Source organism: Photorhabdus sp. RM323S (assembly GCF_042879375.1).
GTDB lineage: Bacteria > Pseudomonadota > Gammaproteobacteria > Enterobacterales > Enterobacteriaceae > Photorhabdus > Photorhabdus tasmaniensis.
Map to the genome: position 1 here is coordinate 52,902 of NZ_JBHFKZ010000007.1, position 22,576 is coordinate 75,477.

General features: G+C 44.6%; 16 protein-coding genes and 2 pseudogenes. 7 read left to right on the forward strand and 11 right to left on the reverse strand.

Annotated elements, in window-relative coordinates; genetic code table 11:
* Positions 1–2: 2 nt before the first annotated feature.
* The 6 genes from ACGF7G_RS05375 to ACGF7G_RS05400 all read right to left on the reverse strand — a co-directional run bounded on the left by ACGF7G_RS05375 (position 3) and on the right by ACGF7G_RS05400 (position 11,894).
* Entirely contained in the window at positions 3–800 is a 798-nt protein-coding gene (locus ACGF7G_RS05375) for an ABC transporter ATP-binding protein (RefSeq protein ID WP_387464025.1), read from the reverse strand.
* Positions 801–910: 110 nt separating this feature from the next.
* On the reverse strand, positions 911–2,065 hold the full coding sequence (locus ACGF7G_RS05380; RefSeq protein ID WP_387464027.1) for a histidine decarboxylase: 1,155 nt from the start codon (positions 2,063–2,065) through the stop codon (positions 911–913).
* Positions 2,046–3,398, reverse strand: coding sequence for a putative histamine N-monooxygenase (basC, locus tag ACGF7G_RS05385; protein ID WP_387464029.1), 1,353 nt, complete (start codon positions 3,396–3,398; stop codon positions 2,046–2,048). The genes ACGF7G_RS05380 and basC overlap by 20 nt, the downstream gene beginning before the upstream one ends.
* 1 nt (position 3,399) lies before the next feature.
* On the reverse strand, positions 3,400–7,881 hold the full coding sequence (locus ACGF7G_RS05390) for an amino acid adenylation domain-containing protein (protein ID WP_387464031.1): 4,482 nt from the start codon (positions 7,879–7,881) through the stop codon (positions 3,400–3,402).
* Between the two features lie 90 nt (positions 7,882–7,971).
* On the reverse strand, positions 7,972–8,931 hold the full coding sequence (locus ACGF7G_RS05395; RefSeq protein ID WP_387464033.1) for an ABC transporter substrate-binding protein: 960 nt from the start codon (positions 8,929–8,931) through the stop codon (positions 7,972–7,974).
* Between the two features lie 113 nt (positions 8,932–9,044).
* On the reverse strand, positions 9,045–11,894 hold the full coding sequence (locus ACGF7G_RS05400) for a condensation domain-containing protein (RefSeq protein ID WP_387464034.1): 2,850 nt from the start codon (positions 11,892–11,894) through the stop codon (positions 9,045–9,047).
* A gap of 264 nt (positions 11,895–12,158) precedes the next feature.
* Here ACGF7G_RS05400 and ACGF7G_RS05405 point away from each other — a divergent pair, with 264 nt between their 5' ends.
* Entirely contained in the window at positions 12,159–14,252 is a 2,094-nt protein-coding gene (locus ACGF7G_RS05405) for a TonB-dependent receptor (protein ID WP_387464035.1), read from the forward strand.
* A 95-nt stretch (positions 14,253–14,347) separates the two neighbouring features.
* On the opposite strand, the gene ACGF7G_RS05410 is transcribed toward ACGF7G_RS05405, so the two are convergent.
* Positions 14,348–14,689, reverse strand: coding sequence for a cupin domain-containing protein (locus ACGF7G_RS05410; protein ID WP_387464037.1), 342 nt, complete (start codon positions 14,687–14,689; stop codon positions 14,348–14,350).
* 204 nt (positions 14,690–14,893) lie between these two features.
* Between ACGF7G_RS05410 and ACGF7G_RS05415 the strand changes: the two are divergent.
* The 3 genes and pseudogenes from ACGF7G_RS05415 to ACGF7G_RS05425 form a co-directional block, all read left to right on the forward strand.
* Positions 14,894–16,105, forward strand: a pseudogene (locus ACGF7G_RS05415) (ISKra4 family transposase); the annotation flags it as partial.
* Positions 16,106–16,341: 236 nt separating this feature from the next.
* Complete coding sequence (locus ACGF7G_RS05420; protein WP_387464039.1) at positions 16,342–17,103, forward strand: hypothetical protein; 762 nt, start codon at positions 16,342–16,344, stop codon at positions 17,101–17,103.
* 11 nt (positions 17,104–17,114) lie between these two features.
* Entirely contained in the window at positions 17,115–17,327 is a 213-nt protein-coding gene (locus ACGF7G_RS05425) for a hypothetical protein (protein WP_387464040.1), read from the forward strand.
* Between the two features lie 23 nt (positions 17,328–17,350).
* Here ACGF7G_RS05425 and ACGF7G_RS05430 read toward each other — a convergent pair whose 3' ends face one another.
* On the reverse strand, positions 17,351–17,830 hold the full coding sequence (locus tag ACGF7G_RS05430; protein ID WP_387464041.1) for an Hcp family type VI secretion system effector: 480 nt from the start codon (positions 17,828–17,830) through the stop codon (positions 17,351–17,353).
* Positions 17,831–18,131: 301 nt separating this feature from the next.
* Here ACGF7G_RS05430 and ACGF7G_RS05435 point away from each other — a divergent pair, with 301 nt between their 5' ends.
* Positions 18,132–18,281 (forward strand): hypothetical protein, encoded by a 150-nt coding sequence (locus ACGF7G_RS05435; protein ID WP_387464043.1) that lies wholly within the window; start codon positions 18,132–18,134, stop codon positions 18,279–18,281.
* A gap of 7 nt (positions 18,282–18,288) precedes the next feature.
* Here the strand turns inward: ACGF7G_RS05435 and ACGF7G_RS05440 are convergent, their stop codons facing one another.
* The 3 genes from ACGF7G_RS05440 to greB form a co-directional block, all read right to left on the reverse strand.
* Positions 18,289–19,386, reverse strand: a complete 1,098-nt coding sequence (locus ACGF7G_RS05440) for an ISAs1 family transposase (RefSeq protein ID WP_387464045.1) — start codon at positions 19,384–19,386, stop codon at positions 18,289–18,291.
* A gap of 501 nt (positions 19,387–19,887) precedes the next feature.
* Positions 19,888–20,937 carry a 3-oxoacyl-[acyl-carrier-protein] synthase III C-terminal domain-containing protein gene (locus ACGF7G_RS05445; RefSeq protein ID WP_387464047.1) on the reverse strand — a complete coding sequence of 350 codons (1,050 nt, stop codon included), beginning with the start codon at positions 20,935–20,937 and terminating at the stop codon, positions 19,888–19,890.
* A 395-nt stretch (positions 20,938–21,332) separates the two neighbouring features.
* Complete coding sequence (gene greB, locus ACGF7G_RS05450; RefSeq protein ID WP_387464049.1) at positions 21,333–21,806, reverse strand: transcription elongation factor GreB; 474 nt, start codon at positions 21,804–21,806, stop codon at positions 21,333–21,335.
* Positions 21,807–21,984: 178 nt separating this feature from the next.
* On the opposite strand from greB, the gene ACGF7G_RS05455 reads away from it, so the two are divergent.
* Both ACGF7G_RS05455 and ACGF7G_RS05460 read left to right on the forward strand, forming a co-directional pair.
* Entirely contained in the window at positions 21,985–22,158 is a 174-nt protein-coding gene (locus tag ACGF7G_RS05455; RefSeq protein WP_387464050.1) for a hypothetical protein, read from the forward strand.
* A 145-nt stretch (positions 22,159–22,303) separates the two neighbouring features.
* Positions 22,304–22,504, forward strand: a pseudogene (locus tag ACGF7G_RS05460) (IS256 family transposase); the annotation flags it as partial.
* Positions 22,505–22,576: the final 72 nt, after the last annotated feature.

Genomic DNA, 22,576 nt, shown 5'->3' on the forward strand with positions numbered 1-22,576 from the left:
TATCATACTCCGGGCTGATTTCCAGGATGGTTTATGCCCGGATAAGGCTGACAGATAAGGCTGCCGTTGTAACTAAAAATATCGGCTGGAATATCGAATACGCGCCGGATATTATCTACCGTTATCGTTTTATTGACAGCACCTGCTGCAATAACGCTGCCAGTATTCAGCATCACCACATCATCGGCAAAAGTCGTTGTTAGATTTAAATCATGTAACACCACAACGATGGTTTTTCCGTGCTGGAGTGAGAGATCGCGGACCAGTTTAAGCACCGTGTATTGAAATTTGATATCCAGGTGGTTCACTGGCTCATCCATAAGAATGATGTCAGTGTCCTGTGCAAGCACCATCGCCACCCAAGCGCGCTGGCGTTGCCCTCCTGAAAGGGAGTTGACTTGAGAGCCTGCCTTATCGGCCAAGCCGACGATTTCCAGTACATCATGAAACAATTTGCGATCCCGCGAGGATGGCCCGCCGAAAAGCGAATTGCGCCCACAAGCTGCCAGCTCGATCAAATCTCCCAGTGTCATGTAATCCGGACAGTGGCATTCCTGCGGCAGATAAGAGACTTTTCGAGCCAGCGCTTTGCGACCTATCCCTGTAATCAGCTTACCTTCCAACAGAATTTCCCCGCTTTTCAGGGGGATGAAACCCATGATGGACTTCAGAAGCGTCGACTTACCGCAGCCATTAGACCCGACAAGTGCAGTGATGCGCCCTTGGGCAAAGTCTACTGACAAATCATGCAATACGGTTTTCTTGCCGTAAGTTGCGGTGATATTTTTTGCTGTAAGCACCAAAGGCTCCTTCATTTTACCTTATATAAAATAAATTACAGTGTAATAGTTATGATTTGGCTAGCATACCAAAATCACAGGGTAAGCCCCAATGTAGTTGTTTTTATCTCTCACATGACCGTATCCAGCACTTGAACTATCTGGTGCGATTCAGCAATGACATCGTTGATTAATGCATCGATTTTACTACTGTCGTGATGATGTGCCGTGGTGATTAGATGTGCAACATCTCCCGACCTTGCCAGACAATGCTTCTTCCAGACGGCTGCCGACGGGCATGGAAATACCACCGTAATGGAGTTGTCATGACGCCAAGCGTCTATCCCGGCAGCACGGAAACACTTGACGGCATATTGTGCCATCTCTAGGCAGTGTTTGGTGCGGCGCTGCCAATTGGCAAACGAGTGACTGCGAATGGCCGCCCACATCATCAGTGGCGTCTGGCCATTACGTGAACCTGAGATGGTCTTATCCTGAGCCGAAATGTAATCAACATCGACTGTAATACGCTCAACGTTTTTCCGTTTTGCAACAACAATCCCGCAAGGAATGGGGGAACCTATCATTTTGTGCCCGGAGACACAGATGGAGTCGATACCATCTGCAAAGGTAAAAGGCTGCGGGTTATCTACGAACGGCAAGATCATCCCACTTAAGGCAGCGTCGGCGTGCAGGTAGTAATTCTCGCGAGCGATACCAACTTGCTGCATACGTTGTTGAATGATCTTTATGTTATCCACCGCACCGCGCAATGTCGTGCCGATATTGGCAAAGATGATTGGATGTGGTTCTTTATGAGCGATGATCTTCTGTATCAGGTCATTATTATCTATCTCACCAGTGGGTAAGGATTCTACTAAACAAGATTTGATACGCAGTAATTTGACGATTTTTGCCACCGAATAATGCGTATCTTTTGAATAATAAAGTGTCCCCTCCGGGAATAGTTCTCGCCCAAGATAGCAGCCGAACATATTACCTTCCGTTCCTCCGTTGGTAACATAACCCCAACTGTCTTCGAAAGGGATTTTGAACAGTTCAGCAAAGTATTTCATGACCTCTTTTTCGAACTCAAAAGAGTTTAAGAGATAGTTGCACTCCGCTCCCCAGTCACCACAATTGTTGATAGAGAACTGCATGAATCTCTGTAAATAAGAATAATCAAAGTCTGAGGACTCCGGATAGCTGATATTGAAATACTGGTTTTTAACACAGTAATGCCAAAACGCATCTAGTCTGTTCTTATCAGCAAGGGACAACGTCATTTTTATCTCCGGTATCGTAACACTTTGGCAGACTAAAGTTCTGGAATGAAGAGTTTTGAGGCAAGCGATAATACTCTCGCCCAAGAAGCTGGTTGGCAATAATCCCATTGCGATACGCGCCAAGCCCCAGATCGGGAGAGCCAATACCGTGCTGAAAAATCTCAGCATTCTGGACGAAAATAAGGCCTTTTCCTTTGTCAAGGCGTTGAGCACTAAAGTCCTCTTGTACAATAAAATCGCCATAATCGTCGGTTGCAAGCACTGTATTCTTGAGCCCTTCTAACCATTCGGGGCTGGTATGCTCATAACCTGTAGCAGCGACAATAGCATCGGTTTCAATGACGCCGACTTTATCGAAATGCCGATGACGAAAAACGACCCGCAACGCCTCAGAGTCTCCGGTGTTTTCCACCTGCTCGACCTCACAGTTTGAAATAAGCAAAAGTCCTGGATCACGGCCACCGATGGAGCCTTCATATAAAATGTCGAAGATATCTGCGATAGTTGAGACGCTGATACCTTTATAAAGCCCCCCCTGACCCGCCACGATCTTGCGGCGTTTCTCTCTTGTTATACCGTGAAAATGGTTCATGTAGGCCGGCGTGAAACATTCCTGACCGAGTTTCGATGATTCCATAGGATGAAAACCGGCAGATCGGGTGATCCACTGGATTGAAGCGCCGGCCTCTATCATTTCAGGCGTCAACGCATTGTGGAGCGCTAGCACGCATTCGGCAGCACTTTGCCCTGAACCAATTACCGTGACATGCCGGCACGTTGAGAGCTGTGCACGTCTGTTTATGAACTCTGCTGAATGTAAGATAGGAGCTTTGGTCTGGATTTTAGCCCACTTAGGCAGAAACGGAGCGGTTCCTATACCGATAGCAAGGTTACGACTGTAATACTGATGCGTCGGTCCCGTATGAGGCTGACTTTCAATAATGAAATGATCGGAAACCGGATCATAAGCCACATCAATGACATTTTCACCGAACTGGCAGGAGGGAAGCTGTTGCGTCACCCAGCGGCAATAATGGTCATATTCTTGGCGTGGGATCTGAAAGTTTTCATAATAGTAGAATTTGTAAAGACGATCATGCTTATGAAGATAATTAAGAAAACTCAGAGGATGTGTAGGCTCTACCATCGTTACCAGATCCGCCAGGAATGGAACCTGTAGCGTTGTACCAGGTAACAGAAGACCCTCATGCCAGCGAAACTCAGGCTTACGTTCGAGGAAAAGGCTGGTCAGATCAGAGTGTGGAGAAAGCAGCGCCGCCAATCCCAGATTGAAGGGGCCAATACCAATACCGATCAGGTCAATATTATTCATATTAATAATCCGGACTGTTTTCTAAAGTTTTTTCATTAAAATGCTGTTCGACTTCTGCCACGTTACGGCAACGTAGCAGTTGCGAGAGTGAAAGCACGATCGCAAATTCCTCATAGATCCGTGCTGAAATTGTTTTCAGATGCTGAGGACGCAACCCCATGCTGATAAAGTCGCTGGCTCCATCGATATGGCTAGCGCGCGATTGGCCGAGTACGTCCAGATAGATTTCCAGCACCTTATTTTTCATCGCTGTTTCTCGTGCAGGGAAAGAGTCGTGCGGAATAGGCGGTTGCTCATGCACCGATTCCGTCAGCAGGCTGCGTGCTTTAGAGCGATCAGGCTTGCCATTTGACGAGAGCGGTAATTCGGTGACCGGCAGGATCCGTGTTGGAATATGCGATGGTGGCAGACATTGGCAGGCATATTTGCGCAATTCTGCTCCTGACAAAGCATCCTCTTGTAGCGGCACATAAAGTACGCCGATGGAAGTCTCACCGTGCATTTCCTCACCATAGTCCACCACAAGAACATGCTTAACCGACGGGTGACGAACCAGTTCATTCTCGATGTCCGGCAACGAAATACGTATTCCACGCACCTTGACGTAACCGTTGACACGGCTATCAAAAACAATGATGCCATCACGACGATAGTGCCCGTGATCACCAGTCCGGAACGCGCGGACCTCTTCTCCGTTCGTATCCTTAATGGTCACAAAATTGGCCTGGGTGAGGCTTCCGTTTTCCAGATAACCCAATGCGACATTGACGCCTGCCGTATGAATAAGGCCAGTAACACCCACCGGACAATGGTCGCCACGCCCGTTTAGCAGAAAATAGCGGTTAGCCGGTAAGGGTTTTCCATAAGGGATCAGGCTAACATCGTCCCATCCTATTTCGTGCCATATACTCCATATAGTCGTTTCTGTTGGTCCTCCCAACGAAATCAACCGTACTGACGGCAGGAGTATACGCAGGCTACCAATAACAGCAGGTTTGATGTAATCGCCACCCTGCGCAATCAGCCGCAGGCTTTTCAATTCATTTCCCTGGCGGCACGCGAGAAGCATTTCCAGAATAGCGGGCACAGAGCACCATAATGTCACCTTGTGCTTGGCAACCAACTGGTTCCAGAGTAGTGCATCCTTTTCTTCACCGATAGCGGGAAGAACAAGGGTCGCACCTGCAGTCAGGCAGCCAAAAACGTCGAAGACCGACATATCATGATGCAAAGGCGTGACAGAAATGAAGACATCCCGATGCGTTACGGACCATTCGTCAAGGGTGCTGGTGATGACATTCGATGTTGATTTATTGGATAAAACAACGCATTTCGGCCTTCCGGTTGTCCCTGATGTGTAGAGGTAGTAGGCTGGCGCTTCGCTTGATGAGAGAGCGTCAAGCGTAAGCGGGAGTTCTGCCAAGGGCTCGGCAGACAAGAGTTTTTCAGGCGTTTCTGCTGGATGTTCAATCCCTTCTCTTTTTGCAGTTACCACAAGGTCTGGATGGCAGTTTTCAAGGAGATAGTGCAGTCGCTCTGAGGGCGAATCTGCGTCTATCGGAACCCAGATCACTCCCGTCAACGCACAGGATAGGGTCACAGCCGTGTGCTCAGGCCCACGGTGCATACAGAGGGCAACGACACTCCCCTTGGAAAGCCCTTTCTCCATGAAAGCTCCCATTATTCGACGCACATTACGTCCCAGTTCGGCATAGCTGACATGCCTGTCGCCACTGATGAGTGCCGTTTTGGTGTTTTTGCTGTCGAAGATATTGGTGGCTATCCGGCTGAGAAATCGCCCGCAGTGAAAATCAGTTTCAATACTGTTCAATCGATAGTGGTTCGTATCGATAATATCCTGCGCCGAAATTGCGAATACGCCTGAAGCTGCGATGGCCTGCATTGCCTTGCCTATAGCTCTTAAAATGTCTCGAACGAGAGCCGATTCAATCGCCGCAGTGGCATAATCGATGTCAAAGACTAGCGCTTTGTCTGCATTGATCGAAAAACGAATATCCATCGCGACTTGTGGTGTCTGCGTCAGCCCACTATGCAACTGCATACAACTGTCCTGACCTGATACCGGCCACGAAAGTCCGTTGGTAATCACCACAGGTAAAACAGGGCCAGCACCATGCTTTTCAACCAGAAGCCGGGTAATGTCTATACCTGAAAACGCAAGATGTTCAAGCCCTTCCAGCACATCGTTCTGTAGAGTGTTGGCTCGCTCAGAAAAGTGGCCCTGTTCAGCATTCCAGTTGACCACAATAAAACTTGAACGATTGCACAAAACACCGGATACTTGCGGCGCGACGGGAATGCCGATGAACAAACGCCTCTCTTCGAACCAATGGGATATAACCTCAAGTACCAGCGTCATGATGGTAGAATTCTTGAAAAGCATTTGTTTGGCACCGGCTTTCGACACTGCGCTATAATCTTCCCGTGCTACAATCAGGCTTTGCCGTGCATAGAGGGAAGTGCCTATTTGTGCCAGTGGCTTTGTCCACGGAAATCGTAATGGACCGCTGACTGTCTCAAGCTTTGTTTTCCAATACGCTTCATCCATCTTGCGCCTTTCAGAGATATCTTCCCCATCCAAGGGGGCATCAGTATCCGCCACGATTGATACTTTGCCCTCGAAAAGCTCTACCATCAGGGCGGCTATCGACCATCCATCAAGGATCAGTGCGTCGAAACGAACAAACGCGATCAGATCATCCTCTTCCGGTTTATTCTCCGGCAAACGGAACAGCGTGATGTCCCACGGAGAGCGGTCCAAGTCGAAAAGCGCATGTGCAAATTCTTCACGGTGGTTTTCCACATGACGGAGTGCCTCTTCCCGTGACATAGCGCTCAGGTCGATTTGCTGTAAATTGATATCCGCTTCTGCGCTAACATATTGGACGAGTCGCTTTGCATCTATTCGGGTGCGCAAACTTTCATGACGCTGAATCATATCCGCTAGGTGATTTCGCAGATGTGTCAATTCCATGCGTCCGCGGTACTCGCGAAATTCTTGCATCGCAACGCCACCAAGCGGTAATTCTGCTTGCCGCCCAAGCAGATATGCCAGTTGCAGGGAGGTTAATGGTCTTTCCGTGTTGTTCTTCTGGCCGATTTTTACAGTAGAGTCAGTGGTTCTGATTCTGGCTATCGGTGATGGGGCTGCCATTTCAGCGGGTGAATGTATTGCTTCATCGAAGCGTTGCGGATATGTGGCGACTTCACGGACGAAATTGACAAAACTGTCGAATATTGGGGTTATCCATTCTTCTGGCAGTATATCCAGACGAATGTCCCAGTTGATGAAAATACCACCGTCGGCGGAAGCAACTTGTACGTCGAGCGCAACTTGCGGACCTTGTGAGATAACCCAGTTCATGGGACCAAATGCGTGCCTGACACGATCTGAGAGAAGCTCTCCTCCCGGTATATCCAGTGCTGCGGTGAAGACGACAGGAGTCAATTGCGTTGCGCCATGATGCCGAGAAAGATCACGCATCAGATTCACACCCGGATAAGCCGAATGGGCGAGCAAATCTGTCAGTTGCCTGCTAAGCCGTTGACAAAGGTCAGCAGGGCTTTCTGCTTCATTGATAGCCACGCCGAGGATGAGCACATTGGAGAAATCGCCGACGATCCTCTCCACGTCACCCACAAGGGGGGAACGCCAGAACATCGGCACATTGAGCCGAAAACATTTATCTCCGGTATGTCTTCCAAGAACGATAGAGAAAAGTCCCAGCATCAGGCTTGACATGGTTATCCTGTGTGTTCGGGCAAGTCTTTTCAACGCCTGACGCTCGTCTGGCTGGAGCCATGCCGCCAGCCGATGGCTGCGAGCCTGATTGGGCAAAGTTTTGTTAATAGGCAACATGGGGGCAGGCGGAATGTGCGGAATACGTGAGCGCCACCAGATTCTGTCTCTTTCACGGGCAGCTTTTAGATAGGGATCGGTGCGCACCTGGTCGCACCAGTCGAAATACGACGCGATTACCGGAGCCGGTTGCTCCGGGTTATCATAAAATATCGCTAGATCCTCCATTAATACCCTGAAACTCGAAGGATCGATAGCTATCATATCCGTATCGATATGCAGGCGAAATTTTCCGCCATCTCGCAGACTGAGCGAAAAACGGGACGCCTGACCAGAAGAAAGATCAAGCTTCTGATGAGTCCACTCCACGCGTTTAACGAGAAGTAATCTTGCTTCCTCTTGTTCTGGTAATCCCCTAAAATCCTCAATCTCTAGCAACAACGACTCACCGGATGGAATAACAGACTGAAGCCCTTCAGCGTTGACACAGAGTCTTAGCATGGGGTGCAGAGAACAAACGCGTTCCAGAGCCTGTTTAAATCGTTCTACCTCAATGTCATAGCCGTCGAACTCAGCATAAAGATGCGCGGCAACGCCTCCCAAATTGGTCTGAACGTTACGCCCGACCCAGCAGGCTGCCTGCATTGACGTTAATTCTCTCATAGTTTATTCACGTGGTTGAAAAATCCTGATTAATAGGAGCAAGTATAAAAATAAGTTGGATTCACACAGCCTCTGGCGGACGAGATCATTTTATTGTTTTGTCTTAGCCCATTCTCCCACGGCTCTGAGAGTATGTTCCGCACTGGCAAACGTGGGGGTAAAAACTTCGCCTGCGTTAAGAAAAACAATCCGTTTTTCGCGAACGGGTTTCATATAGTGAGCCCAGCCAGGCACAATCCGATCAAGTGCGGAGCGAATAGCGTTCTCATCGTGCTCCTTGCTGCCCCAACTGTTGAGTACTACCAGAACGTCCGGATTGAGTTCGCCTAATTTGTCGGCACTCAACTGTAAAAGCAGTTGAGATGAGGTGACAGAAGGGCCGCCTTGTGCCGAGAGATTCAGGCGGGTGAAACCAAGATCTTCTAATGCTTGAGTGAAACCGGTTGCTTCTCCGACGACGTTGATCTGATCTGTTACAATGATTGGCAGGTAGGTCTTATTAGCCGGATTTTCCGGCAAAAGGGCGCGCGTTGCCGCTACGCGTTGTAAATATATATCCCGCCGTTTTTGAAATTTCTGCTCACGTCCGGTAAGTCTGGCCAGATTTTCTTCAATATTGAAATTATGGAATTTTCCAGAAAGGAAATTTTGCAGATAGACAGGAGCGACCGTTGAAAGCTGTTTTACCTTGTCGATATCGAATTCTGTTCCAATAATGAGGTCGGGTTTAAGCGCATAAAGTTTTTCCAGGTCGATTTCCCGGCCAGCACTGATGCCTTGTGGTTTTGTATACCCTTCACCGAGCACAATATCGATGAAATCTGCACCAAACTGATAGGTGCCATCTTCCGAACGGCCATAACTGCCGACCGGTTGAACGCCCAGCTCCATTAGGGGCAGACCGATAGCTGGCTCACTCATCACCACAATACGTTGTGGCTCCTCAGGAATAATGACTTCCCGTCCCATAGTATCCGTGACCTGCCGCGTTGCGGCAAAGGCCGATGTCCCTATCAAGCATAGTAATATGACAGTAATAGCAGATCGCATAACGTTTTCTCTTTCAGATTCAGAGCGGAGTAGGATTATATGGCTCGGTCAGGCAACAAACCGCCCCTGACCGAACCACACATACGTAATGGTTGGTTCACCCCCCATCGACATCACACAGGAATTTGAGCAAGGGGGAGACTTGAGACCTCAGGTGTTGTGAAGAATGCGAAAACTTTATCTATTGTTTCACGGATGCGTTGGACGTGTTCTTCAGGGTAACGATCCGCTCGGTAAGTTATCACCAATCGCATTATTCTTTCTCCATCAATGACATCTTCCATGATCTCGAATTGAAGACCGAACATGGATTCTTTTTTATCGGGATCGATTTGTCGGTAGCGTATATTGTTACCAGACGAGGTTTTAAGGGTACCATTCAGCGCATTATTGGCATGAATCTGAATATAAACGTCGAAGATTAGGTCATCCTCAGGTGTCATCCCCAACGATTGTTGAATAAGATCGAGCGGTACATCCGCATACGGCATTGAATTATTGATAGTGTCTCTGGTGTCTTCGATCAGTGCACCGACGGGTTTCTCTGGATAGAACTGCAGCCGATGAGCAACCATGGTGGTAAAATAACCTACTGTTTCATAGGTATCGGGATCAGTACGACCCGACGCAGAGGTGCCGATCACGATATCCTTTAGGTTGCCAAGCTTGTGCAGAGAAAGCGCAATTGCAGCGTAGACGACACTGAATAGGGAAGCATTATTTTGCCGAGCAAAGGAATAAAGACGATGAGTGATTTCAGGTTTAGGTTTGTACTCGATCCAGCCGGCTTCTAACGAACTTTCATGCGCTGCGATAGCTTTCCGGTTGTCAGATAAGGCGAGTTCTAACCCGCGTGTCGCATCACGCAACATGTTAGTCCAGTAATCGAGATGCTTTTGATTAAAGCCGTCTGCCTGCTGTTGCAGAGCAAACTTATGGAATGACAATGCGGGTTTTTTCCAGACAGGAGCCATACCTGTAGAACGCGATAAATAAGCTTGGGCAAGTTCCTCCATCAGGACGTTCAACGACCATTCATCAATAGCCATATGATGAACGAGGAATGACAATATTTGACGTCCGGTTTCTGGATTGCGGATCAACCGTATTCTGATTGGCAATTCGCGGGAAAGATCGAACTTATAAGCAGCTTCGTCATCAAGATGTACACCTTTGCTTTCGTGACTGTGCCAGAACCACTTATCATTAGTCACGTCCGACATGGCGACAATCTGCTGACAGGCCTCACCATTTTGAACATGGAATAGAGTGCGCAGGCTGGAATGACGCTCGATAAGATCAGAGAAAGCCTGCTCAAGGAGCGTTTCGTCAACCTCATCAAGAAAATCCAGCGCGAATGGCAGGTTGAAGATGGTGCCAAATTCATAAGCGTTATAAGCATTCCAAAGAGAGGTTTGTGCGAGTGCCAAGGGTGCCGTCAAACGATCGTTTTGCGTCTGCGCCAAAGGCTCCGCGTCCTTACTCTGATTTGTTATCACTGCGCGCGATGCCAAGGCGGCGGCTGAAGGGTGGCTAAAGAAATCACCGAAGTGCACTTCCAGCCCGTGCGTGCCAAGCAGTTTACCGATAATGCGCGTTGCCAGCAGAGAATGACCGCCACAGTCAAAAAAATCATCATCCAGCGTCATATCTGTAACGGCCAAAGTTTCACGGAACTCTGACAATATGATCGCTGCTATTTCATCAGTACCAGCGGAGATCTCCTTGCCGGGGATGTTGTGAGCAGAATGCACAGCAGTGCCAGACACAGCGTTCGCGACTAAACCCGCAATGGCATCTTCACCACTTTTAAGGAATGACACAAAACGATTTAGCAGGAACTCGCCGGTATGACCGGAAATCGCCTGGCCGGTTGTTAATATAAGGCTAATTTCTTCTGTACCTTCACACTCTATTGCCAGTTCAAAATCGGGCCGCATTTCATAGGTTGGCAACAGGATGGGCTGACTTAGTAGGCTCTGTTGTTCAACTGGGCCGTTCGGATGAGATAGCAACCGAACATATATCCAGGACTCATCACTCCCTGTTACGGGAGCACCGGAGAGAAGATTGTCTTCGTTTGGTTGCGCCTGAAGCCTATCCATGACGGATTTGATGATCTGTGTTTCCGCCATGCCACACTCGATAATAATGCGGCGGAAACCGTCCGACTGTAACAGACAAAGTGCAATCTTTTCTTGACCGTCGAGCAGGCCAATGAACTGGGCGAATTTGGCTGAAATCATAGCCGACACACAGTGGGGCAGTCTGTCGCGAGGAAGGGACGTTTTCAGTTCATTAATTTTAAGTCCTGTTTTCCAACGCAGTGCGAGTCGATCTTTACTCAGGTCGGCTGTTACATCAAAAGAGGAGTGGATGATGGTATTCTCACTATTGCAACAGCGCAGCCAGGATACGAGAGAAGTCGCTTTTCCATCGAAAGGTAGTAAGGAGACGCGTTTTAGGGATGGGGGCTCTACCCAGTGACCGGCATAAGCGCGGATCAGTATTTCGAGTATCTCGTTTTCATGACAAGTTTGTGCCAATATCCCGTGCAAAATAAGAGATAAAACAATTTCATTATTTTTTTGTATTATCAATATGTTAAAGGGTGGATGTTGTTCAGGAACCCAAGTAGATGCTTGCACAGCTAGCATCTGCTTGATCATGTCTGTATGTGAGCTGGCATGGAAAAACTCAAGGCATGCCTGCCAGCCCACGACTCGGGTTTTATGCAACTCACCGTCATCATTTAACTCATAGCGTACGTTCAGATCCGGTATTGCCTCAATAACAGACTGAATAGCATGTACCATCATTGAAATATTAACATTGTCATGAAGCCGCCAGGCTGAGAGCTGCTTGAGAATTCGGTTGGGATTCTGTTGCTGTAGTAGCCAGAGATGTTCTTCATAACGGGATACGGATATGTGCGATAACTTTCCTGAATCAATATTCAACATGGATTTTCTCATTTTATCAAACTGAACAGTCGTTTTTTACAATGCATTAATACGAGCCAATATCCATTAAATGCCACATTAGGAGGGCTAATGCTGCTTGCAGGATGTGCGTTGCAGTGGCTGCCGTATTTGAAGCGAACTGACAAATATGCAATTGACAAATATAGAGGTTAACATAATATTTGCAGCCAGTGAACATTAATGAGAATGATAATGATAATGAGAATGATATCCATAAAAACAGTCACGCCTATTGGCATAAAGATGGGGAATCTGATTTTTGCGCGCAGAAAAGTGTTACTTAGCAGTGCGATTTTGTTTTCCTTATCGTCCTTGGGGGGCCAAGCTACCGCTTTGACTCAAGCAGAGAAAAACAAAACGGGGAGCGATGACGCCGATGTCATCACGGTAACGGGTGAAAAAACAGAAAGATCTCTACAGAGAACGTCAAGTTCAGTCACGGTTATCTCCGGGCAGAAGATACAGAGTAAGCCTGAGGCGACAACCATCGCTGATATTTTGCAGGGTACACCCAATGTGCTTTACACTAGCAGTACAGGTGCGCCGAGTATTCGCGGTATTGAGACAAACGGGCCTCTCGTAGGAGGGAATGCTTTTCTTGCCAAACCCATACCGCGAGCGACCATCAGTGTTGATGGACGTTATATTAGCTCCGCAGAATTTAGTCTGGGGCGAGGGCCTGTTTGGGACGTGAATTCAGTGGAAGTATTCCGTGGTCCACAAACCACGACACAGGGGGCAAATAGCATCTCCGGTGCGGTGATTGTCAAGACTAACGATCCTACTTTTACCCCCGAATTCGATGGGCAGATTTTGTATGGAAGCCACCAAAAGAAACGCGCTTCCTTTACCGTCAACAGCCCATTGACAGAAAATTTCGCAGTACGCCTCGCTATGGATTACAGCGGCAGAAATACGTTCATCAAATATACCAATCCCGGTTTCTTTGATTCTGATATGAACAAAGACTTCGAAAATCTGGATGCCCGAGTTAAGGCACTTTGGCAACCGCTGGATAGCCCTTGGTTGGTCAAACTGACCTACTCCCATATGACAGCAAAAAACCTTGACAGTGAGTCGGCTTCATTGCCCTACAGTGATTTGAAGAACTCGACTCTAAACACCAACAGAGCCAAGACTAACAGTGATGTCGGTATCTTAGATCTTCAATATGAGTTCGAAAACGATATGGTGCTCTCCAACCAGCTCCAATATTCTGCATCGAAGTACCATTACACTTTCACGAAGATGTTTCCAGGTATTGCAAACCGCGATTCGAACAATATTACCAACGAAACGCGTTTGAACTTCGGTGATGAATATTCAACCTGGAGTGGAGTGACAGGGCTCTATTACTCGCGTGATAAGGCCACGAATGTGCTTGATAATCAGTTGGGCAAGGCAGACGCCGATCTAACCAGCACCAGTGTCGGTATTTTCTCAGAGACTACTCGGCGTTTCGCGGAAAAATGGGCTCTGACTGGCGGTTTGCGTTATCAATATGACCAGGTCAAGCATGAAGGGGTCACCAGCTATGTGCCCGGCGTCTATCATGAATATAGCAAAGGGTTCCATGCTATTCTGCCGAAAGTTTCTCTCGCCTATGACGTTACTGACGATATAACCGTCGGTACTCTGATAAGCAAAGGCTATGCGCCGGGTGGTACAGGTGTGAATTTCTCTGGGCATTCCTATTACACCTTCGCTCCGGAGAAGGCTTGGAATTACGAGTTGTTTGCGCGTGGTAACGCGCTTAATAACCGATTGCTGGTAACCGGTAATATCTTTTATACAGATTATAAGAGCTTCCAGAGTTCTGTACAGGATTACACGAAAGACAGACCTAACGGTTCTATCCTTGTCAACGCCGATAAGGCGGTAACCTATGGACTTGAGCTGGGGGTAGATTATCGTGCGCTGGACAATCTTCGCCTACGCGGTGGGCTTGGATTGCTTCATACCGAAATCAAAAAATTCGCCGATTATCGAGGCAACTTGTTTGAAGGAAAACAATTCGCTAAAGCGCCTGGTTACATGTTTAACGTTGGTGCTGACTGGAACATCACCGAAAAAGTTCGTTTGAGTGGCGATCTTCGTTACGTGGATCGTTACTTCTCAAATGACCAGAACGATCCTGAGTTACGAGTCAGTTCTTATTTAGTTTCCAACCTCCGTTTATCATATAATCCGACCAACAATCTGGAACTCTTTGCTTACGGAAATAACGTCTTTGACAGACGTGTGCCGACATACAAATACCATGATCGTGCGGCTGGGTCTTCAGGAAACATGCTGGAACCGCGTGAAGTGGGTATCGGTGTGAAAGTATACTTCTAAAAAATCAGCATTGACCGCGCCGACTTGTAGGTTGTAGGAGTAGGGAGAGCTAATCAGTCGCTCCCCCTACCTCCATCTCAAATCACACGTAGCACTTAATTATCTGAATTCGCGACTATATATGGTTCTATTAATAGTAGCTTGGTTAATTCCTTGGACGAAGGCTTACTTTCTTCCCCTTTAGGTACCACAAAAAACTCACCTTGCTTTATTATTACGTGATCATTTTTAAAATCTATACGAAGTTCACCTTCAATAACCATAAACACCTTGTCTTCATCTTCATGTGTGTGCCATATAAAATCACCCTCAGCGAGCAATATGATTATCTTATATTCGTTTGTTTGAGCTATCACCTTTGGTGACCAAATTTCTTCTATTAAATCAAATTGTTGCTTTAAATTATTGACTTTTCTCAATGCTGAAATATGGCTCATGTTATACCCCTTTCCTTTAACTAGTTTTTGGTTTAAATTTTTAATACTTACCCATTCCATGGAATTATAGTCTTTCCGTTTTTTATAGTGGCATACAGGAAAACAGATTTAAACATTCGGTTTATCAGGCACCGAGCGTAGCGCACCCATCAATGACAATATCCTGCAACGTTATGTGGCTTACTTGGTCGGAGGCAAAAACAAAATGACATTGGGCTTTCCTTGTCTGAATCCAAATTGCTTTTGAACGCTATCCAGCAATCGGTGATCCAGAAACAGGCGGTTGAATACCTGAATGAACGTCGTGCTTGTCCTCATTGTCAACGAAATCGACGGATAAAAGGCAAACAGACAATTCAGTATCGAACCTTGTTTGGCATTATCCCCGTGGAGGGATTTCGGGTTTACCGGTGTGCTTCACTGATGTCTTATGGATTGACCGCCAGTCTGCTCAAAGATATTCTGCCGGTGGGAGAATGCTGTAATGCCGCCACAGTCAGAAATCATCTCTGCCAGACGGCCAAGAGACAAGAGGCCGAATTAGAGGGGTTGCCTGATTTTCTCCCCGGTGATCCCAGAGAATGGGAAAAATTACCCAAACCGGGAAAACCGATGACGGTTGGCATTGATGGTGGCTACGTCAGAAATCGGGACGATAGAAAACATCATTTCGAAGTCATCGCCGGAAAATCATTCGCTACTCATGTCCCAACCAAACGCTTTGGTTTTGTGCAATGTCTGGAAAATCATGCCCGAAGAAAACTTATGGCTCAGTTATCTTCACAGGGAATGCAGGCTAATCAACAAATTACTTTCTTATCAGATGGCGCTGATAATCTCAGGGATCTGCAATTTAATTTGTACCCTGAATCCCAGCACGTGCTCGACTGGTTTCATATCACGATGCGCCTGACCGTACTAAAACAATATGCCAAAGGGGTATCTAAAAACGCGCCGGAACTCGGTGCAGAATTATTGGACTCTTTAACCAGTACAAAATGGTCTATCTGGCATGGAAATGTGATTAAGGCATTAGAACACCTGGATGATTGTGCTGCGATGTGTGATGAGGACATATCGCATTATGGTAACAATAAATCATTGTTAAAACATCTCGATGAAATGTATACCTATATTGAAAATAACAGCATGATGATCCCGAATTACGGTGAAATGTACCGATATGGCGAACCAATTTCTTCATCATTTGTTGAATCGACGATCAATGAAGTTATCGCTAAACGGATGGTGAAAAAGCAGCAAATGCAATGGAGTCAACAAGGAGCGCATTACTTACTTCAGACACGCACAGCGGTACTTAATGATGATTTGAAAACCCAATTTGAGCATTGGTATCCGGGCATAAAATTAGGTGACGAAACGGAGCATTATTGGACAGAAACGGTTGCTGCATAAATGCCCCACACTTTTTTATGCTCTCGTTATTGTGAGCCCGGCGGACTGGATTGCGAGCCGGGCAGGATAAATGCGAGCCCATTATCACGTAATGTGAGCCGGTGGTGTTTTTCATTTGCAGTTAATGTGAGCCGAAACTGGCGCTGATTGCGAACCGGAGGGATTTCGATTGCGAGCCGCTACAATTAACACTAAAATTTGAAGAAAATTCGATTACACATTGATTAGAGGTATATATGGGATTTGATATTGAAAATGAATTACGAAGAGCATTTGAACAAAAAAATGATTTTGATATGAGAGTGCAAGAAGCTCATCGGGTAAGCGCTTCAGCAGTAAAGCGTTCAGTAAGCGATGTTGCTGATATGGCGGTTGACATCGCTGAAACGATTGGTTTAGGTATGAGAAGAGAACTGTATTATAGGCTTTCCCCATATTTTGAAGGTTACGAGGATGTACATGATAAAATAAAAAAAGAAGATGAAAGGATGTATTTAAATTTAGGTGAGCTAAAAAAAAATGTTAACTTCATTAAAAGAATAATAGATTTAATTGTTAAGGAAGTATTTGATGGTAATGATGAAGAGGCACAAAAAAGAATATATGCTAATATGATAAAAATTTCCGCTAAATATTCAACGGGGCAGTCAGTCAAGACTGGTATTACTATGGTAATAACAGAAGCGATATATTTAAATGTAATAAGAAGCGTTGTAGTGCAGAGATTAGGAAGGATGGCAATAAATGCAATATTATCCGTACTTCAAGGATATGGAAATTTTGAAAAAGCATCAATAGCAGCGAATAATCTTAAAATAATCTGCCCTAAACTTTATTGGGTTTTGTATTTTAATAAAGTAGAAATGTTATATTTCATAGTTGAACCCAAACTTAAATGGGCTGTTTATTTGTTAAGTACAACGACAATAGATGATAGAAAAGGGCGTTATTACGAAGAAAAGGTTGCTCGTGTACTCGCAGATATTATAGATAATTGAGGTTATAGTATATGAGTAACAAAAAAAGAAAAAAAGGGTTATTTAGCGGATTGATTGAAGATTTTTTTTGGTCAAATATTCTTGTAGTTGCTATTACAATATGGGGTATTGTATCCGTAAGTTTCTTTTTTGATTCATGGGATACTGTTTTTTCTATAGGGAGTTTAATTATAACAGTTGTTTATTTTGTATCAGCATACTTGAGTAGCAAAAAAAAAGGCTAAGAGATTTTCTTAGCCTTTTTTTATTAAAAAACCCTATCATTCCATATGCTATATGCTGATGTGCCAGCAGTTATATGACTCCATGTAATGGATTTATACTTGAGATATATTTTTTCATATGGAATAAGTTCATTACTATCAATAGAATTAGGGTAAGTACAAGAAATATCAGAAATTGTTGCTTCTGTGAATTTTACTTCATAAAAAAGTTCTAAACTCCCAGCTGGGCTGGTTCTATAGAAAATAAAACTACCATCGAGTGATTCGTTTGAATCTATCGACATAGCTAATAATGGAGACGATTTGTCTATAGGTTTGATGAATTGTATTGGGTGATGACTTACATTTTGTTCTCTTGTCATCGTATGATTCAAACTAAGTACCTGTATTTGATCTTCATGCCCTTTTTGGTATCTGTTTCCTATCGAATCAAGCGTTGAACACCCAGCAGAGATTAAACCTTGTTTTTTACCACTCAGAGATAAATAAATTACATGTGACATAAAAGTACCATCCTAGTTATTTATAGTAAATTTTATAATGTAAATTACTAAAATATCACACTGAACTATTTTTAAAAAGAAATATAAAACCAAATAAATATGTTGACCTTATATTTTTCTTTAATAATTTTTGTTAAATATCCATTTTTATTTGGTTGTCTTCCTTAAATGTGAAATGTAAAGCAACAATGCTACGCCCGTCTTTAACCGTATCAAAACGAGAGCATAAAAAAGTGTGGGGCACTCTGTTCAGTCGGCAATAGAATGAGCAATTAAGCCTATTTTTCTCAGGTAGCTCGCCATGAAAACTTATATCGTGAAAGTCGCCCTTCGGGGTATCAGTCCTATGGTCTGGCACCGATTCAGACTATCAGGCGAGACTTCTTTAGCCGCTTTTCACTATATCATTCAGATCGCGCAGGGATGGCCGCAGGGCGCGAGCATACTTTGATTACTCTTCACCCGAAGAAAACTCGCGCACGATAATCATCATTCCAGCCGGCTTTTTTGAGTTTATTTCGTTGGCTTGGTGCACCACAATCACATTGTTTGACCATGTTCAACATGATACGCCGGAATAACGCCAAATTTTCAATGGCTCCGTCCAATACAATACGTGGATCATCCTCTTTAAAAACGACATCAAGAATATAATGTTGGCTATTCTCAATGCGCCAATGCTGGCGAATATAGTGCCCCAATAATTTATGCCGGGGAGAGAGGGAACTAATATAGTCAGCCGTATCCACCGTACCCTTGCCATTTTCTGTCCGGTGCCGTTCAACGGCAATAATACTGCGGATTGTCGGCCATCTTTCCGCGATATCAGGGGGAAATTGGGGCTTGAGTTGAAATACATAACGTTCTTCCCGGCGGCCATGCGCTTCTTGTTTGATTTCCGTAATAATTTTTTCTTTTCCTGCATCAAACACCTGCTGAAACTGAGACTGCACGGCTTCCCACAGACGGGGTTGGTTTTTCTTCACCTGAACCACGACGTGGGCTTTCTTCTCACTGATTTTTTGCAGGATTTCACGCTGACAATGCAGGGCATCAAGCGTCACAATGCTGCCTTTCAGGTTGAGGATATCCAGCATTTGACGGACGATACTGATTTCACCGTTTTTCGTGGTCGTGGCTTTCTGGCTCAACACTAATCCGCGCTCAGTATCATACGCGGTGACCAGTTGGACGGCGTTTTTCTTTTCATTCCGGTAAGCCCGTCGCAGGACTTTTCCGTCAAAGGCGATAACCGGTTTTCCGACCTGTTCACGTTGTTCATTGACCCAGTTGAGTAAGGCCTCCAGTAATGAATCCAGCTCGATGGTGCGCAGTATTCTCGCCATCGTATGTCGGCAGGGTATCCCCTGGAGAAAGGGGCGGTATTCTTTCAGCCACTTAATTTTGGCATGACCATAAGTTTCAATGTCTTGCCAGCCTTCGGCTCCCGCCATAATGGCACTGACGACAAGGAAAATAACATCAACCAGCTCGTACTGACGATTGATATCAGAGCGGGTTTCTTTCACAACGGATAAATGTTCAATCAGGTTCATTGGTGAGTGATTAGCAGGAAAATAAGGCTAATGAGATCATGCTATTAGTCTTCATTCAATAGGTTTTAAAAAAGTATGCTCGCGCCCTGCCGTGAATAGCGTATGGCTCCAGGCGATTGGCGATATTTGGGTTATTTAGGATTAATGGAGATAATTCAATTAAAGAAATTTAAAATGAAATATGAGTTCAGAGTAATTGGATTTTTTTATTAATTCAGGCCAGAAGACTTTGCGGTCTTCCGGCTTTATTGATGCTCTATCTAGATGAGTATCCACTCCAGGCCAATGTGGATAGGAGTTTACTTATTGTATCTTTAATCTGACAGATCGGTTTCTTTATCATTAGCAGCGCAGGTGCATATCTCAGCTTTAGCCCATTGTGATAATATTAATGTTTCAATATATATCAAACTGGGATAGTAATATCAATTCGCTTTGGTGATATATTTTTGATTGTATGTACCCTGCTACCTGCCTTGATTGACTCAATAAAATTGTGAACTAAAATTTGAACGACATTGCAGCAAAAACCATTCCACCGCTTCCCGCCCATCCCATACAGAACTGCTCTTTCTCCAGCAGACCTTGGTGAACAGCATCAATGATTCCAAAAGGAATAGATGCAGTAACAATGTTACCTGTTTTATGTCCAACATGATGCATCTTGTTCTCAACATCGATTGACTGTCCAAATTCGTGCCACATTTTTGGTGAACCAGTGTGAATAAAGATTTTGTGAATATCATTGTTGGAAACTTGGTGCTTATTAAATACCCCTATTGTTCCTTCCCGGCCATATTCATGTAGTAGCGCTGCGTATGAATTAAACCGACATTGTCCCCCAAGAGGTGAAATGCGTTCAACATCAGAATCGTTACAAAACAGTTCCCAATTAGGTAAGGAAATGGTAGATAGATCGCCTAAATCTGGTCTATTGATATAAGAAAATTTGAAGTTATCGGGTGATTCATGACTCAGTATGGTGACAGTTGTTGCTTCACCTATCGTAAAACTTGGAAATTTATAAGCCAGCTCTGATGAAGAATGCAAAGAAAAGTTCTGTGGGAAGATAGGTCCACCATCGGACATACCAAACTCCATATTAACAATAGCAGCATGGCGTATTTCACCTGCTTTCATTTTACTATTGATAATATCCATTGCTGTCACCCAGCCGTTACAGGCGTCTATGACATCGTAATTTCTGCAATTGAGTCCCAGCGCTTTGGAAATAAAAGTACTATTGGCCGGCTCAGTGAAGCCACGAGTGACACTGGGGTAGATCAACAGATCGATTTCTGCTTTGTTTATATTAGCTTGTGCTAAAGCGCGATCGAACGTTGCTTCCATGAGTTGCATGGGCTTTTCACCCTCTGCCAGCCAATATCGGGTTTCTATACCACTTTTATTGAGTAATTTTCCTATTGATTTTAATGTCTTAGGTAAATCTCCCTGAAAGGTTTCTTTTGAATGTTGCTCAACTAAATTAACAATTTCCTCATTTGTAACAAGCCGTGATGGAAGTGATCCTGCTATGCCTGCTATTTTCATTTAACGCATCCTCTAGATAAATATCTTAAAAATTCTGTTTTTCTAGTATTTTAGTAAAAAAATGAAATTAAATTTCTACTCTGTACAGCACAGAGTTATATTTGAAATAATTAGAAGTTATATTTCCAAGAAATATAAACAAGTGGGTTACATATTGGTAAAATTTATTATGAATCTAATCTTTCTCCATTGAAATAATTGTTCGCTTATATTTCTAACATAAGTCCTGTTCAAATCAAGGGGTAAACATTATTTTTTATTTCTTTATATTTCGGTTGTGTAAACTTTAAAATACATCCGGTATTTGTGATTTTATTTTTTATTTATATGCGTGAATATTATCAAACCTAAATAGAGTTGAAGTTTAATTATATCATGTTGAAACAGTATATAGGCTATTTCATATATTCAATCTCATTTACGTACCATAAGACTTTTCCTATTGGTGTGTGAACGGTTGCACTGTCTCCGGCCTCTTTTTTCAATAAAGCCCGGGCCATTGGAGAATCAATTGATATGTAGTCTTTGCGACCAAAAATCTCATCGTACCCAACAATACGGAAACGTTTAATCTCCCCTTGATCATTTTCGATTTCTACCCATGCACCGAAGAATACACGCCCATCTTGTTGAGGGGAGTAATCAACACACCGTAATTCTTCCAGACTCTTGGTCAGGTATCTGACTCTTCGATCAATCTCCCGTAGTCTCTTCTTGTTATATTGATAATCTGCGTTTTCGCTCCTGTCTCCGAGACTTGCCGCCCAAGTGACTTTTTTAGTGACTTCCGGGCGTTCTTCACGCCATAGATAATCTAATTCTTCCTTTAGTTTGTTGTAACCTTCGCGGGTTATAAGCTTAGTCTTCATTTTATATTGTAGATATAGTGAGTTGTATTGATAAATATCATTATAAGTAATTATGGCAACTCTTATAAGTGGGCTTTAAAAGTTTTAACTATCTACTCGTTCAGGTCATTAAGTGTTGCTTTAAGTCCTCACTTCGAGGGGTTTATTCGTGAGTAAATCAACAGCGGACGTTACAACAATGTCAGTGAAGTTCCCGGGCTGGGTTACCGCATGTTGGAAGGCGCAGAAGCTAGCAAAGCTACGTGCAGCGGTGAGTGCCGGCATTGAAAGTGGAGAAGGTCTGGCAGCAGGTGAAGTGTTCGGAGAGTTAAAACATAAATATCAACGGATGAACACAAGCGGACAGGAATAATGAGGTTAAGTATATCGCTACTGGTGGCGCAGGATAACCCGGTTAGGGCAGTTAGCTTTATGGAGGAACTTTTATCAGCAATGCTGCCAGATAAGTGAAGCGCCGCAGATTTACCGGCAACGCAAGGAATTGAGTTAAAGCATAAGAAGCTGTACACCGTCAGTTCAGGAAACTGACAAAAACCAAAGGGGCGTTCCCGAATGAAATCTGATGAAACTGCTTTATCTGGGGCTTTTCAATGCACAGGAAAAATGGACAATGCCAATCTAGAGCTGGAATCTAACGTTGTCGCAACTCTAATATTTACTTTGAAGGGCGTTTAGATAATGTGTTACGGCTAAATTAATGTGACACAGAATTCTGAACGCTCTCCTCGATGATCCGATAGGCATCTCAATGGTAGTCTGAACCGGTATGC

Excerpts from the sequence above, each read along its gene's own strand:
- ACGF7G_RS05380 (WP_387464027.1), bottom strand. The coding sequence starts at position 2,065 with ATGACGTTGTCCCTTGCTGATAAGAACAGACTAGATGCGTTTTGGCAT.
- basC (WP_387464029.1), bottom strand. The coding sequence starts at position 3,398 with ATGAATAATATTGACCTGATCGGTATTGGTATTGGCCCCTTCAATCTG.
- ACGF7G_RS05390 (WP_387464031.1), bottom strand. The coding sequence starts at position 7,881 with ATGAGAGAATTAACGTCAATGCAGGCAGCCTGCTGGGTCGGGCGTAAC.
- ACGF7G_RS05395 (WP_387464033.1), bottom strand. The coding sequence starts at position 8,931 with ATGCGATCTGCTATTACTGTCATATTACTATGCTTGATAGGGACATCG.
- ACGF7G_RS05400 (WP_387464034.1), bottom strand. The coding sequence starts at position 11,894 with ATGTTGAATATTGATTCAGGAAAGTTATCGCACATATCCGTATCCCGT.
- ACGF7G_RS05405 (WP_387464035.1), top strand. The coding sequence starts at position 12,159 with ATGGGGAATCTGATTTTTGCGCGCAGAAAAGTGTTACTTAGCAGTGCG.
- ACGF7G_RS05410 (WP_387464037.1), bottom strand. The coding sequence starts at position 14,689 with ATGAGCCATATTTCAGCATTGAGAAAAGTCAATAATTTAAAGCAACAA.
- ACGF7G_RS05420 (WP_387464039.1), top strand. The coding sequence starts at position 16,342 with ATGGGATTTGATATTGAAAATGAATTACGAAGAGCATTTGAACAAAAA.
- ACGF7G_RS05425 (WP_387464040.1), top strand. The coding sequence starts at position 17,115 with ATGAGTAACAAAAAAAGAAAAAAAGGGTTATTTAGCGGATTGATTGAA.
- ACGF7G_RS05430 (WP_387464041.1), bottom strand. The coding sequence starts at position 17,830 with ATGTCACATGTAATTTATTTATCTCTGAGTGGTAAAAAACAAGGTTTA.
- ACGF7G_RS05435 (WP_387464043.1), top strand. The coding sequence starts at position 18,132 with ATGAAAACTTATATCGTGAAAGTCGCCCTTCGGGGTATCAGTCCTATG.
- ACGF7G_RS05440 (WP_387464045.1), bottom strand. The coding sequence starts at position 19,386 with ATGAACCTGATTGAACATTTATCCGTTGTGAAAGAAACCCGCTCTGAT.
- ACGF7G_RS05445 (WP_387464047.1), bottom strand. The coding sequence starts at position 20,937 with ATGAAAATAGCAGGCATAGCAGGATCACTTCCATCACGGCTTGTTACA.
- greB (WP_387464049.1), bottom strand. The coding sequence starts at position 21,806 with ATGAAGACTAAGCTTATAACCCGCGAAGGTTACAACAAACTAAAGGAA.
- ACGF7G_RS05455 (WP_387464050.1), top strand. The coding sequence starts at position 21,985 with ATGTCAGTGAAGTTCCCGGGCTGGGTTACCGCATGTTGGAAGGCGCAG.